The organism is Gemmobacter denitrificans (genome assembly GCF_036964905.1).
Taxonomy (GTDB): domain Bacteria; phylum Pseudomonadota; class Alphaproteobacteria; order Rhodobacterales; family Rhodobacteraceae; genus Gemmobacter; species Gemmobacter denitrificans.
The window spans coordinates 464,367-481,783 of sequence record NZ_JBALHR010000001.1; the positions used below are offsets into that span (position 1 = coordinate 464,367).

Genomic DNA, 17,417 nt, shown 5'->3' on the forward strand with positions numbered 1-17,417 from the left:
GCTTTCCCCTCATACCTTCTGCGCGAGGCAGAGCTGCCACGGGCCCAGAACCACAGTCTTGCCTTCCGGGGCAATGCCGCCCAGATCGGCACCAATTGCCTGCCAATCGCCTTCGGGCAGGGCGAGCGTCGCATCCCCTGCACCAAGGTTGATGGCGCAGAACAGCGTTTCCGCCCCGTCCTGACGCAGAAAGCTGACCGCCTCGCCGACGGCCTGCAGATGCACCTGCGCCCCATCGCGCAGGGACGCATGGGTGCGGCGGAAGGCCAGCACCCGGCGGTAGTGATCAAGCATGCTCCCTTCGCCGCCCTGCGCACCAGCGGCCAGCGGCAGGTGGCTGGGGCTGACCGGCAGCCAGGCCTTTTCGGCCTGCGTGAACCCGCCCATGCGATTGTCGCTTTGCCAGACCATCGGGGTGCGGGCCCCGTCGCGCCCCTTGAATTCCGGCCAGAATTCGATGCCATAGGGGTCTTGCAGATCCTCAAAGGCAATCTCGGCCTCGGGCAGACCCAGTTCTTCGCCCTGATACAGGCAGATCGACCCGCGCAAACAGGCCAACAACACCGTGTAAGCCTTTGCTGCATCGGCAGAAAGGTTCCAACGGGTGATGTGGCGCACTGTGTCGTGGTTCGAATAGCTCCAGCAGGGCCAGGCATCCGGGGCGGCGGCAGCCATGCGGGCGAAGGTCTGCACCACCGCATCTGCCGTCAGCCGCTTGGGCTGCAGCATTTCGAACGGATAGCACATCTGCACCTTATCCCCGCCCGAAGTGTATTCGGCCATGATTTCAAGGCCGCGCTGCGCATCGCCCACCTCGCCCACGGCGGCAGCGCCGAAAGGCTTCATCACCGCGCGCAATTTCCGCAGGAATTCAAGGTTTTCGGGCTGGTTCTTGTCAAACAGATGGAGCTGATGGTTATAGGGGTTCACCCCCGGCGCGATACTGTCGTTGCGCAGCTCTTTCGGCAGGGCCGGATTGTCGCGCAGGTATTTGTCATGGAAATAGAAGTTGATGGTGTCCAGCCGGAACCCATCCACCCCGCGCGCCAGCCAGAACCGCGCCACATCCAGCACGGCCTCCTGCACGGCGGGATTGTGGAAGTTCAGATCGGGCTGCGAAATCAGGAAGTTGTGCAGATAATACTGTTCGCGCCGCGCATCCCATTGCCAGCTTGATCCGCCGAAGATCGACAGCCAGTTGGTGGGCGGCGTGCCATCGGGTTTGGGGTCGGCCCAGACATACCAGTCGGCCTTGGGGTTGCTGCGGTTCTGGCGGCTTTCGCGGAACCAGGGGTGCTGATCCGACGTATGCGACAGCACCAGGTCAATCATCACCCGCAGGCCCAGATCATGCGCCCGCGCAATCAGCGCATCGAAATCCGCCAGCGTGCCGAACATCGGATCGACATCGCAGTAATCGCTGACATCATAACCGAAATCCTTCATCGGGCTGGTGAAGAAGGGGCTCAGCCAGATCGCATCGGCGCCCAGGTCCGCGATGTGATCCAGCCGGGGGATGATACCGGCCAGATCGCCGATCCCATCGCCATTGCTGTCCTGAAAGCTGCGCGGATAGATCTGATAGATCACCGCCCCGCGCCACCAGTTTTCGTCTGTTTTCAAGGTCATGTCCGTCTCACTTCACCGAGCCGGCCAGCAGGCCGCGCACGAGGTATTTCTGCATTGCGAAGAACACCACCAGCGGCACCGCGATCGACAGGAAGGCGGACGAGGCCAGCACCTCCCATTCGCCGCCGCGCGATCCCATGAGCGAACGCAGCGCCCCGGTCATCACCAGCTGATCGGCGCTGTTGCCCAGGAACACCGTCGCAACCAGCAGGTCGTTCCAGGTCCAAAGGAACTGGAAGATCGCGAAACTGGCCAGCGCCGGAAAACTGAGCGGCAGGATGATCTTCAGGAAAATCTGGAAATCGGTCGCCCCGTCCACCCGCGCGCTTTCGATGATCTCGCGCGGCAGGCCCACCATGTAGTTGCGCAGCAGATAGATCGCCAGGGGAAGGCCAAAGCCGGAATGGGCCAGCCAGATGCCGACATATTCCTTGCCGATGCCAAGGCTGTTATGCAGCTTGAGCAGCGGGATCAGCGACAGTTGCAGCGGCACCACCAGCAGGCCCACGATGCCCGCAATCAGCAACGCCCGCCCCGGAAACTCCATCCAGGCCAGCGCATAGGCGGCAAAGGCGGCAATCAGGATCGGGATGATCGTGGCCGGAATGGTCACCGTCATGGTGTTCAGAAAGGCCCGCCCCATGCCTTCGGCAAACATCACCCGCGCATAGTTTTCCAGCGTGAAGCGTGGCGGGGTGACCGAGGTCACGAACAGGCGCGGCGAGCGGCCGTCAAAGGCCACGGGCGATGTCAGCCGGTAATCGCCATTGGCGGCAACGGTTGCGGTCACGCCATCTTTCAGCGGGGCCTCGGCCCCCGGCGCAAAGGCCGACGGGTCCTTGGAGGTGATGCCGAAGGCCTTCACCTCGCCGCCGCGACCATCGAACACATTGCCGTCAATCACCCAAAGCGCGCCGTCCTGCCGTTGGGTATCGGCGCCACCCGCGCGATAGACCAGGTTCTGTTCGGCCGGGAACAGGGCCCGCCACCAGCCAGAGGTGGTGATCTGGTCGCGGTCCCGGAAGGACGAAACCAGAAGCCCGATGGTGGGCAGCACCCACAGCAGCACAAGTGCCGCCGTGGCCAGATGCACCGCCCAGACGAGAGAGGATTTGGTGCCTGCGATATTGTCCATCTCAGCGCATCTCCTTGCGGGCGTTACGGATATTCCAGATCATGATTGGGGTGACCATGATCATGATGACCAGCGCCACCGCCGAGGCCCGGCCCGTGTCATTGCCGCGGAACATCCAGTCGAACATGAGATTGGCCAGCACCTGCGTGCCCCATTGGCCATTGGTCATCGCCAGCACGATATCGAACACTTTCAGCACCGTGATGGTGATGGTGGTCCAGACCACGGCGATGGTGCCCCAGATCTGCGGCACCTTGATCCTGGCAAAAATCTGCAGGGCCGAGGCGCCATCGAGGATCGCGGCTTCGATGGTTTCTTCGGGGATACCACGCAGGGCCGCCGACAGGATCACCATGGCAAAGCCGGTCTGGATCCAGACCAGCACGATCATCAGCAAGTAGGAATTCGCCGGTTCGATGGTCAGCCAGGTTTGCGCCTGCCCGCCCATCGCCACCCAGATCGCGTTCAGAACGCCCACTTCGGTCTGCCCGTCACCGCGATAATCATAGATGAATTTCCAGATGACCGCTGCGCCGATGAAGGAAATCGCCATCGGCATGAAGATCATGGCCTTGGCAAAATTGCCCCAGCGAATGCGATCGGTCAGCGCCGCCGCGATCAGCCCGAAGAAGGTGGACGCCGCCGGAACAACCAGAAGCCACAGAATGTTGTTGTGCATGGATTCGCGGAACTTCGGATCGTTCAGCAACCAGGCATAGTTGTCTGTGCCGACAAAACGGTCGCCCGTCGCATCATGGAACGAAAGCCAGACCGACACGAACAGCGGATAGACCAGATAGACCGTCAGCAGCGCCAGGGCAGGCAGCAGGAACAGCCAGGGCCGCCACAGCGCCGCGCGGGCAATGTTGCGCCCGGCATCGGGGCCACGGGCAGGCCAGATGGTATCCAGCGCAAGATTTGACAGAAAGAAATAGGCAACGCAGCCAAAGACGCCCAACACGATGGTGGCGCCGGCCATGAACAGCTGTTCCATGGGCCTCTCCTAGGGGGAATGGGGCACCTGCCCGCGACTGGGGACACAGGCAGGTGCCGGAGCGGGAAACGCTTACTTCAGCGTGTCCCAGGTCTTCTGGATATCGGCCGCCACAGTGGCCGCATCCTTGCCGCCGGAGTAATCGACCATGCCGGTCCAGAACACACCCGCGCCAACGGCACCGGGCATCAGGTCCGACCCGTCAAAGCGGAAGGTCGTGGCATTGGTCAGGATCTCGCCCATCTTGCGCAGCGTGGCATCGCCATAGGCTTCGGGATTCACGCCCTTGTGCGGGGTCAGGAAACCCGATTGTGCCATCCAGATTTCATGCGCGATCGGGGTGGTCAGGAAATCGATGAAGGCCTGCGCCACCGGGCTGTCTTGGGTGACCACAAAGATGGTGCCCGCACCCAGAACCGGTTGGCCCAGATCCTTGCCTTCATAGGCGGGGAAATAGAAGAAATCGGCATCCTCGCCCACGACCGTGCCCTCGGGGAAGAAGGACGGGATGAAGCTGGCCTGACGGTGCATGTAGCAGCCGGGCGGCGAGGCGAACAGGCCCTTGGGGCTGTCGCGGAAATCGGTAGAGGTCACGCCACCTGCGCCACCAGCCACCCAGGCATCGTTACGGGCAAAAGCCCCGAATTCCTCGATCGCGGCAACCACCTTGGGATCGTCGAATTTCAGCTCGTTCGCCACCCAGGCGTCGTAATCTGCAGGCGTGTTGACCCGCAGCATCATGTCTTCGACCCAGTCGGTCGCGGGCCAGCCGGTCGCCGGGCCCGACCCCAGACCGATGCACCAGGGTGTGCCGCCATCGGCCACGATCTGATCCGACAGCGCTTTCAGCTCTTCCATGGTCTTGGGAACTTCATAGCCCGCATCTTCGAAATTTTCGGGTGAATACCAGACCAGCGATTTCACATCGACCTTGTAGAACAAGCCATAGAGCGCCTTGGTCCCATCGGGGCCAGCATAGGTGGACAGATCAACCCAGCTTTGCCCCGCGGCATAATTGTTCTTCAGGAATTCGGTCACTTCCGGCTTCAGCGGGGCCAACTTGCCACGCTTGGCCAGATCGGCAGCCAGACCGGGCTGCGGCACGACGGCGATATTGGGCGGCGATCCTGCCTCCACATCGATCATCACGCGCTGTTCAAACCCGTCACCGCCCGAATATTCCACATCGGCACCCGTGGCGGCCTCGAAATAGGCGATCACGGATTCGAACAATTCCTTGTCCACGCCGCCCCAGGGGCCATCGATCTTCAGGCTCTGGCCCTTCAGATCATGGGCGCCCTTGAACGCCTCATAGGACGCCCAGTTGAACCGGGCATCCTCGCCCGGCGCGAATTTCAAGTCCTGCGCAAAGGCCTGACCGGCAAAAAGCGCCAGCACAGCCGTGCCGACACAAAGATTCCGTTTCATGTCCATCCTCCCGATCCTCCTCCCGCCGCTTCGCCAGTTTAGGGAAAACAGCGCCCAAGCGGGAATCACATTCAAACCGCTTTGGGTGCCACAGATAAGCCCGATCGGCGCAATGCGTCAACCTTCGAGTGCAAAGGCTGGCCGCCAAACTTTTCCAAAACTTCCAATGCACCTGCAGCAATGGCGACCTTGCCGCGGGCAAGGGCAGATTGTGCTTGGCCTGCCCCCCTGCCACGGCTAATCTGCCGCCGATTTGAAACGCTTTGGCCCACAGGGCCAGCCATGGACGCCTCTGCCAGAATGAACCTCAAGGAGCTTGCGCGCAAACTCGATCTGTCGCCCACGACCGTCAGCCGTGCGCTGAACGGCTATCCCGAGGTGAACGCCGCCACCCGCGAACGGGTGGCCGAGGCCGCGCGGCGCTACAATTACCAGCCCAATACCCGCGCCATCCGGCTGGCCACCGGGCGGGCCATGGCCATCGGCCATGTGATCCCGCTGGCCACGCGACATGAAATCGTGAACCCGGTCTTTGCCGATTTCATCGCCGGGGCGGGCGAGATCTATTCGCGCAATGGCTATGACATGCTGTTGTCGGTGGTGCCCGATGACACCGAAGAACGCGCCTACCGTGAGCTGAAATCGCGCGGCACGGTGGATGGCGTGATCGTGCACGGCCCCCGGCTGAACGATGAACGCATCCCCCTTCTGGTGGAACTGGGCATTCCCTTCGTGGTGCATGGCCGCGCGACGGGGACAGAATCGCCCTATGCTTGGGTTGATGTGAACAACCGCCGCGCCTTTCAGCGGGCAACCGAATTCCTGTTCGATCTGGGCCATCGTCGCATTGGCCTGATCAACGGTCTGGAATTCATGGATTTCGCAATCCGCAGGCGGCGCGGCTATGAAGATGCGCTGGCCGCCCGTGGCATTGCCCCCGACCCCGAAATGATGGTGAGTGAAGAAATGACCGAAGGTGCTGGTTACCGGGCCGCCCGGCGGATGCTGGCCCTGCCCCATCCGCCCACGGCGCTGATTGCCTCATCCATGATCATGGGGCTTGGCGCGCGGCGCGCGGTCGAGGATCTGGGGATGAAGATGGGCCGCGACGTTTCGATCATCATCCATGATGACGAACTCAGCTACATGCGCAATGGCGAGGATGTGCCGATCTTCACCGCCACCCGGTCATCGGTGCGCGAGGCCGGGCGTCTGGCGGCGGATATGCTTCTGGGCATGGTGCAGGGCAAGCTGACCAGCCCGGCCGAACATCTGATGGAGGCGGAGCTTATCATCGGCGGCTCTACCGGGCCGTACCGGTCATGATCCCGCCCCGCGCCACCTTTCCCGAAGGTTTCGTCTTCGGGGCCGCCACCGCCGCCTACCAGATCGAGGGCAGCCGCTTTGGCGGGGCTGGCCCGTCGCATTGGGACACCTTCGCCGCAACTCCGGGCAATGTGGTACGCGCCGAGGACGGGGCCACCGCCTGCGACCATTACCACCGCTGGGCCGAAGACCTTGATCTGATCCGCGATGCCGGATTTGACGCCTACCGCTTTTCCACAAGCTGGGCCCGGGTCATGCCGGATGGCGTGAAGATCAACCCGCAAGGGATTGATTTCTATGACAGGCTGGTGGATGGCATGGTGGCGCGCGGATTGCGCCCCTTCCTGACGCTGTACCATTGGGATTTGCCTGCAGCCCTGGCCGATCTGGGCGGATGGCGCAACCGCGACACCTGCGCCCGCTTTGCCGATTACGCCGAAGCTGTCATGGCGCGGCTGGGTGACCGGGTTAAAACCACCGCCACGATCAATGAACCCTGGTGCGTCGCCTGGCTGTCGCATTTCATCGGGGCCCATGCGCCGGGCCTGCGCGACATCCGTGCCGCCGCCCGGGCCATGCATCATATTCTTGTGGCGCATGGCATGGCGGTGGAGCGGCTGCGCGGCCTCGGGCATCGCAATCTGGGCATCGTTCTGAACTTTGACCATGCCACCCCGGCCAGTGACAGCGCCGCAGACCGCCAGGCCGCCGCAGTGCAGGATGCCATCTTCAACCGCTGGTTCATCGAAGCCATCGCACATCGCCGCTATCCGGCCGAGGCTCTGGCGGGGCTGGAACCGCATCTTCCTGCCAATTGGCAAGATGACATGGCGTTGATCGGTCAAAAGCTCGATTGGCTGGGGGTGAACTACTACACCCGCCACATCCATGCCGCCGCCCCCGGAACGCCCTGGCCTGCGACGCGCGAAGTGACGGGGCCCCTGCCCAAGACGCAGATGGGTTGGGAAATCTATCCCGAGGGGCTGGAAGGCTTTCTCACCCGGCTGGCGCGCGATCATACCGGCGACCTGCCACTTTATGTCACCGAAAATGGCATGGCGCTGGCCGGTGGCACCGATGATCCCGACCGCATCGAATTTATCGCCGCCCATTTCGCGGCCTGCCAGCGGGCCATGGCCGCGGGTGCGCCCCTGCGCGGCTTCTTCTATTGGTCGCTTCTGGACAATTACGAATGGGCCGAAGGCTATGACAAGCGGTTCGGTCTGGTGCATGTGGATTTCGACACCTTGGCAAGGCGCCCCAAAGCGTCTTATCAGGCGATCAAACGCGCGCTGGCGCGGAACTGAAACTGGTAGCTCTGGCCCGGCACCGAACGTATCTGGAGGACCATGATGACCACCGCTTCGCTTTCGCTTGTGGCCGATATCGGCGGCACCAATACCCGTGTGGCGCTGGCCGATGGCGGGGTGATCCGCGAAGCCTCGGTCCGGCGCTATCGCAATGACGGGTTCAATGGCATCGACGAGGTTCTGGCCCGCTACATGACCGATGAATCGGTGGGGCCGGTGGCCGGGGCCTGTGTGGCGGCGGCGGGTCCGCTGCGCCATGGTCATATCGTGATGACAAATCTGTTCGATGCCGATGGCCAGCCCTGGGTGATTGACGAAGGCCGCGTGTCGCGTGCGACCGGGGCGGCACGCGTGGCGATCCTGAACGATCTGCAGGCGCAGGGTCAGGCACTTGGCCATATCGCCCCCGATCACCTGCATCGGGTGATTGACGGGCCGGTCGAAGATGGCGCGTCGATGCTGGTGGTAGGGCTGGGCACCGGGGTCAATGCGGCCCCTGTCCATAATACCCCCTGGGGCCGGGTGGTGCCGCCTTCGGAATGTGGCCATGTGAACCTGCCCGCCCAGACCGAGGAAGACCTGCGCCTGTTGCGCTTTCTTGAGGCGCTGCTGGCAGGTCGGGGCGAAGTGGCCCATGCCGGTGTGGAAGAGGCCCTGTCAGGCCGAGGTCTTGCCAATCTGCACGCCTTTGCCGCAAGCGAAGCCGGGCGCGACAGCAGCGCCGCATCGGCCGAGGTCCTGGCCGCCTTGGCCCAGGGGGAACCGGTCGCAACCCATGCGGCCCGGCTGTACACCCGCATTCTGGCACAAACGCTCGCTGATCTGGCGCTGATCCATCTGCCTTATGGCGGCATTTACCTGATTGGCGGCATGTCGCAGGCCATGGCACCGCATTTCGGCAATTTCGGCCTGACCGAAACCTTCCGCCGCCCGCGCCGGGTGGCCCTGATGCAGAACGAGTTTTCGGTCACCGTGGTGGCCGATGACTATGCTGCGCTGACAGGTTGCGCGGTTTACCTCGCCAATGGTGGCAAGGGCTGAAAAGTCAACAAGGCCCGGCACTTGCCGGGCCTTGTTCAAGTCTTGCAACAGGCTCAACCCGCCGCCATCACGGCGCGTTTGGTCAGCACCTTGCACAGATGCGCGCGATAATCGCCGCTGCCATGCAGATCGCTGATCATCCCATCCCCCGACAAGGACAGGCCTTCAATCGCGGACGGCGCGAAATTTGCGCTCAGCGCTGTTTCGGCCTCGGTCCAGCGGAATACCCCGTCATTCGACGCGCCGGTGATCGCCACCCGCACGCCTGAACCGAACCTGGCGACGAACACCCCGGTCAGTGCAAAGCGCGAGGCAGGCTGGTTGAACTTCACATAGGCCGCCTGCTGCGGGATCGGGAAGCGGACTTCGGTGATGATCTCGCCGTCTTCCAGTGCAGTGGCGAACATGCCCTGAAAGTAATCATCCGCCGCGATGCTGCGCCGGTTGGTGACGATGGTCGCCCCCGAGGCCAGCGCCGCCGAAGGATAGCAGGCCGATGGATCGTTATTGGCAAGGCTGCCACCGATGGTGCCGCGCGAGCGCACCGCCGGATCGCCGATGCCGCCGGCCAGGGCCGCCAGCGCCGGGTAATGTGCCGCCGCATCAGCCGCCACCACCGCATGCGGGGTGGCCGCACCGATTAGCAGCCCGCCCTCCCCATGGCAGACGCCCTTCATCTCGGCGATACCGGTCAGGCTGACCAGAAGATCCGGCGTGTTCAGCCGCTGCTTCATCGTCGGGATCAGGGTCTGCCCGCCCGACAGCGCCACCGCGCCCTCTTGCCCCAAAGCCGCCACGGCATCGGCGATGCTGGAGGGTTTGACGAATTCGAAATTCTGCATTCTCTCCTCCTCCTTCAGTTCAGCGCCGACCAGACGCGCGACGGCGTCAGGGGCATGTCGATATGGGTGATGTCGGTGCGGCCCGCGCGCTGGATGGCGTCGATCACCGCATTCACCACCGCCGGGGGCGATCCGATCGCGCCCGCCTCGCCGCAGCCCTTCACGCCCAGCGGGTTGTGGGTGCAGGGGGTGCAGCAGCTGTGATCGACCTTGAACATCGGCAGATCATCGGCGCGCGGCATCGCGTAATCCATGAACGAGCCCGACAGAAGCTGGCCGTTTTCGTCATAGACGCAGTTTTCCATCAGCGCCTGCCCGATACCCTGCGCCAGACCGCCCTGCACCTGACCTTCGACGATCATCGGATTGACGATATTGCCGAAATCATCCGCCGCGCTGAAGGCAAGGATATCCACCTTGCCGGTTTCGGGATCAACTTCGACTTCGCACCCATAGGCACCCGACGGATAGGTGAAGTTCGACGGGTCATAGAAGGCGGTTTCTTCCAGCCCCGGCTCCATGTTTTCCAGCGGGTAGTTGTGCGGCACATATGCGGCCAGCGTCACGCCAACCCAATCGACCGATTTGTCGGTGCCCGCCACGGTGAACTTGCCATCCTTCAGCTCGATATCGCTGTCGGATGCCTCCAGCAGATGGGCCGCGATCTTCTTGGCCTTGTTGATGATCTTGTTGGTCGCCTTGACGATGGCCGAACCGCCCACCGCAAGCGAGCGCGACCCATAGGTGCCCATGCCCATCGGCGTGTTCGAGGTGTCGCCATGGACGATCTCGATCTGGCCCGCGTCCAGCCCGATCATTTCCGCCACGACCTGGGCAAAGCTGGTTTCGTGCCCCTGCCCATGGCTATGGCTGCCGGTATAGACCGAAATCGACCCGGTCGCATTCACCCGCACTGTGGCGCTTTCATAAAGCCCGGCCCGCGCCCCCAACTGGCCCACAAGGTTCGACGGCGCAATGCCACAGGCCTCGATGTAATGGGCAATGCCAAAGCCGCGCCATTTGCCCCGCGCCGCACTTTCCGCCGCCCGGGCGGCAAAGCCCGCGTGATCGGAAATCTCCAGCAGCTTGTCCATCGTAGCGGTGTAATTGCCGGTGTCATAGACCACGGCCACCGGCGTCTGATAGGGGAACTGGTCGGGCTGGATGAAGTTCTGCCGACGCAGCGCCACCGGATCGACGCCCAATTCGCGCGCCGCCTTGTCGATCACGCGTTCAAGTTGATAGGTCGCCTCGGGGCGGCCCGCGCCACGATAGGCATCGACCGGCACGGTATTGGTGAACACCGCCTTCACATTCACATAAATCAGCGGCGTGCGGTAATTCCCGGCCATCAGCGTGCCGTGCAGCCAGGTGGGGATCGACGGCGCGAAGGTCGAAAGATAGGCCCCCATATTCGCATAGGTTTCGGTGCGGACGGCAGTGAAGTTGTTCGCCGCATCCAGCGCCAGTTCGATGCGGGTCACATGGTCGCGGCCCTGTGCGTCCGAGATGAAGGCCTCGGACCGGCTGGAGGTCCACTTGACCGGACGGCCCAGCGTCTTGGCCGCAAAGGTCACGAAGGCCTCTTCGGCATAGTGATAGATCTTCGACCCGAAGCCACCGCCCACATCCGGCGCCACGACGCGCAGCTTGTGTTCGGGGATCCCCAGCACAAAGGCCCCCATCAGAAGGCGGATCACATGCGGGTTCTGGCTGGTGGTATAAAGCGTGTGCTGGCCGGAATGGGATTCGTAATCCCCCACCGCAACGCGCGGTTCCATCGGATTGGCCACCAGCCGGTTGTTCACCAGTTCCAGCGTGGTGACATGCGCGGCGTCCTTGAAGGCCTCTTCGACGGCTGCCTTGTTTTCTTCGACAAAACCCCAGTCATAGCAAAGGTTTGACGTCAGTTCTTCATGCACTTTCGGCGCATCGGCGGCCAGTGCGGCCTTCATGTCCAGCACCGGCGGCAGTTGGGTGATGTCGATCTCCACCGCCTCGGCTGCGTCGCGGGCCTGTTCCAGCGTATCGGCCACGACGACGGCAATCGGGTCACCGACATGGCGCACCTTGCCATCGGCCAGAACCGGATGCTTGGGTTCCTGCATCGGTTTGCCGAAACGGTCGGTCACCTGCCAGCCGCAGGGAATGCCGCCCACGCCCGCAAAATCGGCCGCGGTAAACACCTTGGCCACGCCCGGCATCGCCTCGGCGGCGGCAGTGTTGATGCTGTTGATCTTGCCATGGGCCACGTCCGAGCGGATGAACCAGGCATAGGCCTGCCCGCGGATGTTGATATCGTCCGTGTAGCGGCCCTTGCCCGTCAGGAACCGCACATCTTCGCGCCGCTTGGTGCTGGCGCCGATGCCACCGTCTTTCGGCATGTCGTCCTCCCTTGATGCGGCGTTCTCAGGAAACAGCCGCAAAACCCTGTTCTGGTTCGATTATTCGGCAGCGATCTGCGATACGTCCTGCCCGGACGCCGCCAGCACGGCCTTGACGATATTGTGGTATCCGGTGCAGCGGCAGATATTGCCTTCCAGATGGTGGCGCACCTCGGCCTCGGACGGCTTGGGGTTCACGGCCAGCAGCGACGCCGCCGCCATCACCATGCCGGGGGTACAGAACCCGCATTGCAGACCGTGATGATCCTGAAAGGCCTGCTGGATGCGCGACAGGCTGCCATCGGCATTGGCCATGCCCTCGATGGTGCGCACCTCGGCCCCTGCGACATCCATCGCAAAGACCGTGCAGCCCTTCACCTGCTTGCCATCCACATGCACCGTGCAGGCCCCGCATTGCGAGGTATCGCAGCCGACATGGGTGCCGGTCAGGCCCAGACCGTCACGCAGGAAGGTGGACAGCAGCGTGCGCCCCTCCACCTCGCCCGACACGGTCTTGCCGTTGACCGTCATAGTCACTTTTGCCATTCGTTCCTCCCTGGCATCATGCTTGGTCGGGCTGGCTGTCAGGTGAACAGCCGCTTGATCCAGCCCTTCTTTTCTGCCGGGGCTTCGCCGTTTTCCCCGGTCGTCTCGGTCACTGCCTGATCGGCTTCGGGTGTCGCGGGCCCTTCGACCGCAGCCTGAAACCGTTCGAAAAATTCGTCTGCCATCTTCTTGGCAAAACCGTCGATGATGCGGCTGCCCAGTTGCGCCAGCTTGCCGCCGACATTGGCCTCGACCTCATAGGTCAGGCGGGTGCCTTCGGGGATCGGGTCGAACCTGACCTTGGCGCCGCCCTTGGCAAATCCCGCCGGGCCGCCCTTGCCTTCGCCCGAAATGGTCAGGCTTTCGCCTTCCACAATGTCAGAGATTGATACAAGGCCGGTAAAGGTGGCCTTCACCGGCCCCACCTTCTGCACAACTACAGCCTCGAACCCGTCGGCCACGCTGCCGGTGACGCTTTGGCATCCCGGGACGGCGGCCTTGAGCATGTCGGGGTCAAGTATGGCGGCCCAGACCGTTGCAGGTGGTGCCTTGATGTCGCGACTGTCGGTCAGGTGCATCTGGGTCTCCCTTTTGCCGACAGGCTGCAACAAATTTGCGCGCCGGGCTATGAAACGAAAGTCTTATGTTTCCGGTGGTGGTGCTGTGGCCGACACGATCCATGCCTCCAGCGCGGCAGGGTCGATCGGTTTGAGAAATTGTGGAATGGCAAGGGTATCGCAGGCCAGTGCCAGCGCCGGATCACGGTCGGCGGTGATGAGCGCAGCGGGAATTGTGCCCACATAATCGCTGCGGATCTGGCGGATGAAGTCAAGCCCGGCCATGCCATCGCCCAATTGCTGATCCACCAGAAACACATCCGGCAGGATGCCGATTTCCTCGATCAGTTCCAGCGCCTCTTCGGCCGAACCCGCATCCAGCACCGTCAGGCCCCATTTTTCCAGCAAAAGGCCCATGGCGCGGCGCAGATCGGGATCGTTTTCCACCAGAAAGGCGATCAACGTGCCCTGTACCGCCGGTTGGGGGGGCTGGGCTGCCGGGGGGCTGGGCAGGCTGGCCGAAGGATCGGCCTGCGCCAGTTGCACCATGAAACAGCTGCCGCGCCCGGGATCGGATTGCAGGCCAAGTGGATGGCCCAAGGCAGCACAGGCGCGTTCGACAATGGCCAGCCCCAGACCCATCCCCTCGGACGCCGAGGCCGGGGCATTCAGGCGATGAAATTCGCGGAAAATGGCATCCTGATCTTCTTCGGCGATGCCCGGGCCAGTGTCGCGCACCTCCAGCCGGATGCCGCCGCCTTGCCGCCGCGCCCCGACCAGCACCCGGCCCGTGCGGGTATAGCGCACGGCATTGCCGATCAGGTTCTGCAGAATGCGGCGCAGATAGGCAGGATCAGAGATCACCACCGCCGAACAGGGCAGCACCGTCAGACGCAAGCCCTTGGCGGCGGCCAGCGCCGCGAATTCCTCGCGCAGCGGGCCCAGCACGCGGTTCAACTGCACAGGCCCGGGATTGACCGCCAACCGCCCGCTTTCCAGCCGCGAAATATCCAGGAGCGCGCCCAGAATACCCTCGACCTGCCCCAAGGCGTTCTGCGCCTTGGTCAGCGCCTCTTGCGCGAAGGGGTCCAGCCCCTCGGCGGTGATGGACCCGATGAACAGCTTGGCCGCCGACAGGGGTTGCAGCAGATCATGGCTGGCCGCCGCCACAAACCGCGCCCGGCTGGCATTGGCCCGTTCGGCATCGGCCAGCGCATCAGCCAGTTCCAGCGTGCGCTCCATCACCCGCGCCTCAAGCGTTTCGTTCACCGCCGCCAGCGCCGCCTGGGCCGCACGTTCTGCGGTGATATCGGTGAAGCTTACCACAAAGCCGCCATCGGGCATTTCCTGCGCATCGGCCTGCAGGATCAGCGGCCCCCGCGTCACTTCGAAAGAGATCGGCGCCCGGCCCCGCGCGCCGGTCCACTCTGCCAGGCGCTGCGCCGTCATGCCTTCACCAAAGCCGATTTCGCTTTCCATCCGTTCCATCAGCGCCGCAAAGCTGACCCCCATGCGGAACCGTGTCACCGGAATGGCCAGCAGATCGCCCAGCCGCTGATTCCAGCCCACCAGTCGCGCCTCGGCGTCAAAGATGCAGACGCCCTGGCTGATATGGTCCAGCGTGGCGCGGATGATGCGGGCCTGATCGTCCAGCATCCGGCCGCGCGCCTCGCGCTCCAGCCGGATCAGATCGGTCACATCGGTTTGCAGGATGACAGTGCCGCCCGTCGCCGTGCGATGTTCCGACACCTGCAGCCAGCGATCCCAGATCAGCTGCACATTGAAGATGACGTGGCGATCCTGATGCCGCTTGCGCCGCCGCACGGCCCAGCTTTCCGGCGTTTCGCCAGGGGGCAGCGCGAGATAGCTCGACCGGCTGACCCGGTCGATATAGGTATCAAAGCTCAGGCCCGGTTTCAGATGGTCGCGCAGATCGATCATCTGCTGGCAAAAGCGCGAATTGCACATGACCAGCACATCATCGGGGCCGAAGAGGGCAAAGCCTTCCTGCACCGTTTCGATCGCATCGGCCAGGTTCTGCCGGGCGGCTTCGGTTTCGCGGTTGGCGGTGGCCAGCTGCGCATTGGACTGATGCAGCAGATCCAGTGCGCGTTCCAGATCGCGGGTTCGGGCCCGGACCTGATCTTCCAGCATCGCGGCGCGCTGGAACTGGGCATAGGCCTCGCCGGAATTGTCGGTTTCCTGTTCGGCCCGGCGCATCAGCACTTCGGCGATGGCCAGAAGCTTGTCGCGCTGGCGTTCCAGCGGATCGGCAGCATTGAGCAGGCTGGAGGCGCGCGGCGTCTGGGTCATCAGGTCAGGGATCGGGCGGATAGATGGCCACGCCGGTCATCGTCTGGTTCACATGCATGGCATTGAGCTGTTCGCCATAGGTGGAAAAGCCGATCACCCGGTTCTGGCGCAACAGATGCGACATGGCCCCGTAGCGCTGTTTTTCCAGCGCCTCCATCCGGCGCAGGATGCAATCGCAGGCCAGGATCACCGCCGGGCTGCCGGGTTGGGACAATTGGCGCAATTCGCGGTCCAGATGGGCCACCATATCCTCGGGTTCGGCCAGGGTCAGAACCAGACCTTCATCAATCGCCGCAAAGAATACAAGATCGCCATTGGGCGCGACCTGCTGGATGGCGCGCACATGATGCTGGCCGCCGATGCGCACCACCACCGGATGGGCGGCAAAGGTGAAAGTGTCCAACTGCCCCGGATCCTTGCCAAGAAGGCGGGCATATTCCTGCGCCGCCGGTTCGGCATTGATCTTGCGCACGATGCGCTGTGCGGGATCGGCCTCGGTCACCACCATGCGGGTTTCGGTCGGGCGCAGATGGTCAAGATTGAACACCCGCACCGGGCAGAGCGACCGCACCATCACCAGCACCGCCGCATCGCGCCACAGCCGCCCGCCCTGCATCACGAAGGTCTGGCGAAACCGCGTGCCATCCGCTGCCGACCCGCCGAACAGCGGCACCGGGCCAAGACCCGATGCCAGTGTGGCCGTCAGTTCGTCTTCGCGCGTGGACAGGCCATCAACCATGAGAAAGGCAAATTCGCTGTCCCAATCGGGCCGCCGCTGCGCCAGTGCCGCCCGCGCGCGGATCAATTGGCCGATCAGCCCCTCGCGATCCATCACTGACAGGTTCGGCACAAAGATGGTTTCGGCATCGAACAACGCGGCAGGCAGGCCAAGCGCGACCACGCCGCCTTCGCTATAGCCTTCGGTCGAAATCTCGCCCGCTGTCGTGCAGCCGATCACCGGGCCATTCACCCGGAAATCGGTCACCAACGCAGCCAAATCGGTTTCAGGTGCGGCAAACAGCATGACGCAGGCAAAAGGCCCCGGCCCCAGCTTCTGCGCCAGACGCGCCCCCAGAAAGGGCGTAGACGCCGCGGCCTCGGCCGTGACGATCACCTGATCCATGCTCATCCGGTGCGCCTCCCTTCGCCCCGTCGAAGCCCATGTCGGCGGCCCTGCCTGTGCGGCAGCAGCGCGCGGCCCTGATCAGCCTTGATCTGGCAGGATGGTGCTGAAATTCACCTCATTGGCGATCAGCACCGCCTGCGTCCGGCTTTGTACCCCCAGCTTGCGCATGATGGCAGAGACATGGGCCTTGACCGTAGGTTCCGCGATTGAAAGATCATAAGCAATCTGTTTGTTAAGCCGTCCTTCGCAAATCAGCTGCAGGATCTTGGCCTGTTGGCGTGTCAGCAGCGCCAGCCGGGCCAGCGCATTTTCCCGCGCATTGGCCGGACCGGATTCGCCTGCGGGCGGCACATAGCCTTCGGGCAGCCAGATCCCGCCCGACCGGATCGCCTCGAAGGCCGCGCGGAACACCTCGCGACGCGAATGTTTGGGCACAAACCCCGCAGCACCGGCCTGCAAGGCCCCCGCGATGATGCGATTGTCGGTCAGGCTGGAGACGACCACCACCGGCACGGCCCCCGCCGCGGCCTTGACCCGCAGCAGCCCGTCCAAACCCGTGACATCCGGCAGGTTGAGATCCAGCACTATGACGTCGGGCAAGGGCGACAGATCCAGCCGCGCCAGCGCGGTTTCCAGCCGGTCCAGCGTTTCAACCTGATCCAGCCCCGCAACCGTGCGCAGGGTGATCGACAGCGCATCGCAGAACAGCGGATGATCGTCGATGATAAGCGCGGTCTTCAGGTTGCGGTCGGGCATGGTGGCACTCCTTTGCCGCAGTTTACCCCA

Annotated in this window: 14 protein-coding genes; 3 read left to right on the forward strand and 11 right to left on the reverse strand. The window is 63.4% G+C overall.

Features of this window, described 5'->3' with window-relative positions; translation table 11 throughout:
- Window positions 1-9 precede the first annotated feature (9 nt).
- The 4 genes from V6590_RS02310 to V6590_RS02325 all read right to left on the reverse strand — a co-directional run bounded on the left by V6590_RS02310 (window position 10) and on the right by V6590_RS02325 (window position 5,186).
- The gene (locus V6590_RS02310) at window positions 10-1,629 is read right to left on the reverse strand and encodes an alpha-glucosidase (protein ID WP_335418924.1); all 1,620 of its coding nucleotides are present in this window, start codon (window positions 1,627-1,629) and stop codon (window positions 10-12) included.
- 7 nt (window positions 1,630-1,636) lie between these two features.
- Window positions 1,637-2,764, reverse strand: coding sequence for a carbohydrate ABC transporter permease (locus V6590_RS02315; protein WP_335418926.1), 1,128 nt, complete (start codon window positions 2,762-2,764; stop codon window positions 1,637-1,639).
- Window position 2,765: 1 nt separating this feature from the next.
- The gene (locus tag V6590_RS02320; RefSeq protein ID WP_335418929.1) at window positions 2,766-3,758 is read right to left on the reverse strand and encodes a carbohydrate ABC transporter permease; all 993 of its coding nucleotides are present in this window, start codon (window positions 3,756-3,758) and stop codon (window positions 2,766-2,768) included.
- 72 nt (window positions 3,759-3,830) lie between these two features.
- Entirely contained in the window at window positions 3,831-5,186 is a 1,356-nt protein-coding gene (locus V6590_RS02325) for an ABC transporter substrate-binding protein (RefSeq protein WP_335418932.1), read from the reverse strand.
- Between the two features lie 300 nt (window positions 5,187-5,486).
- Here V6590_RS02325 and V6590_RS02330 point away from each other — a divergent pair, with 300 nt between their 5' ends.
- The 3 genes from V6590_RS02330 to V6590_RS02340 are packed head-to-tail and all read left to right on the forward strand — an operon-like array spanning window position 5,487 to window position 8,863.
- Window positions 5,487-6,512, forward strand: a complete 1,026-nt coding sequence (locus V6590_RS02330) for a LacI family DNA-binding transcriptional regulator (RefSeq protein WP_335418935.1) — start codon at window positions 5,487-5,489, stop codon at window positions 6,510-6,512.
- A complete protein-coding gene (locus V6590_RS02335) occupies window positions 6,509-7,819 on the forward strand; it encodes a GH1 family beta-glucosidase (protein WP_335418938.1) in 1,311 nt (436 codons plus the stop codon). The genes V6590_RS02330 and V6590_RS02335 overlap by 4 nt, the downstream gene beginning before the upstream one ends.
- A 45-nt stretch (window positions 7,820-7,864) precedes the next feature.
- Entirely contained in the window at window positions 7,865-8,863 is a 999-nt protein-coding gene (locus V6590_RS02340) for a glucokinase (protein WP_335418940.1), read from the forward strand.
- Between the two features lie 53 nt (window positions 8,864-8,916).
- On the opposite strand, the gene V6590_RS02345 is transcribed toward V6590_RS02340, so the two are convergent.
- From V6590_RS02345 to V6590_RS02375, 7 genes are all read right to left on the reverse strand, one after another.
- The gene (locus V6590_RS02345) at window positions 8,917-9,705 is read right to left on the reverse strand and encodes an FAD binding domain-containing protein (RefSeq protein ID WP_335418943.1); all 789 of its coding nucleotides are present in this window, start codon (window positions 9,703-9,705) and stop codon (window positions 8,917-8,919) included.
- A 14-nt stretch (window positions 9,706-9,719) separates the two neighbouring features.
- Entirely contained in the window at window positions 9,720-12,089 is a 2,370-nt protein-coding gene (locus tag V6590_RS02350; protein ID WP_335418946.1) for a xanthine dehydrogenase family protein molybdopterin-binding subunit, read from the reverse strand.
- 60 nt (window positions 12,090-12,149) lie between these two features.
- Complete coding sequence (locus V6590_RS02355; protein WP_335418949.1) at window positions 12,150-12,635, reverse strand: (2Fe-2S)-binding protein; 486 nt, start codon at window positions 12,633-12,635, stop codon at window positions 12,150-12,152.
- A 38-nt stretch (window positions 12,636-12,673) separates the two neighbouring features.
- Complete coding sequence (locus V6590_RS02360; RefSeq protein WP_335418952.1) at window positions 12,674-13,213, reverse strand: SRPBCC family protein; 540 nt, start codon at window positions 13,211-13,213, stop codon at window positions 12,674-12,676.
- A gap of 63 nt (window positions 13,214-13,276) precedes the next feature.
- Window positions 13,277-15,505 (reverse strand): hybrid sensor histidine kinase/response regulator, encoded by a 2,229-nt coding sequence (locus V6590_RS02365; RefSeq protein WP_335418955.1) that lies wholly within the window; start codon window positions 15,503-15,505, stop codon window positions 13,277-13,279.
- A gap of 4 nt (window positions 15,506-15,509) precedes the next feature.
- A complete protein-coding gene (locus V6590_RS02370; RefSeq protein ID WP_434063214.1) occupies window positions 15,510-16,634 on the reverse strand; it encodes an FIST N-terminal domain-containing protein in 1,125 nt (374 codons plus the stop codon).
- Window positions 16,635-16,709: 75 nt separating this feature from the next.
- Window positions 16,710-17,387, reverse strand: coding sequence for a response regulator transcription factor (locus V6590_RS02375; RefSeq protein ID WP_335418959.1), 678 nt, complete (start codon window positions 17,385-17,387; stop codon window positions 16,710-16,712).
- Between the last annotated feature and the right edge of the window lie 30 nt (window positions 17,388-17,417).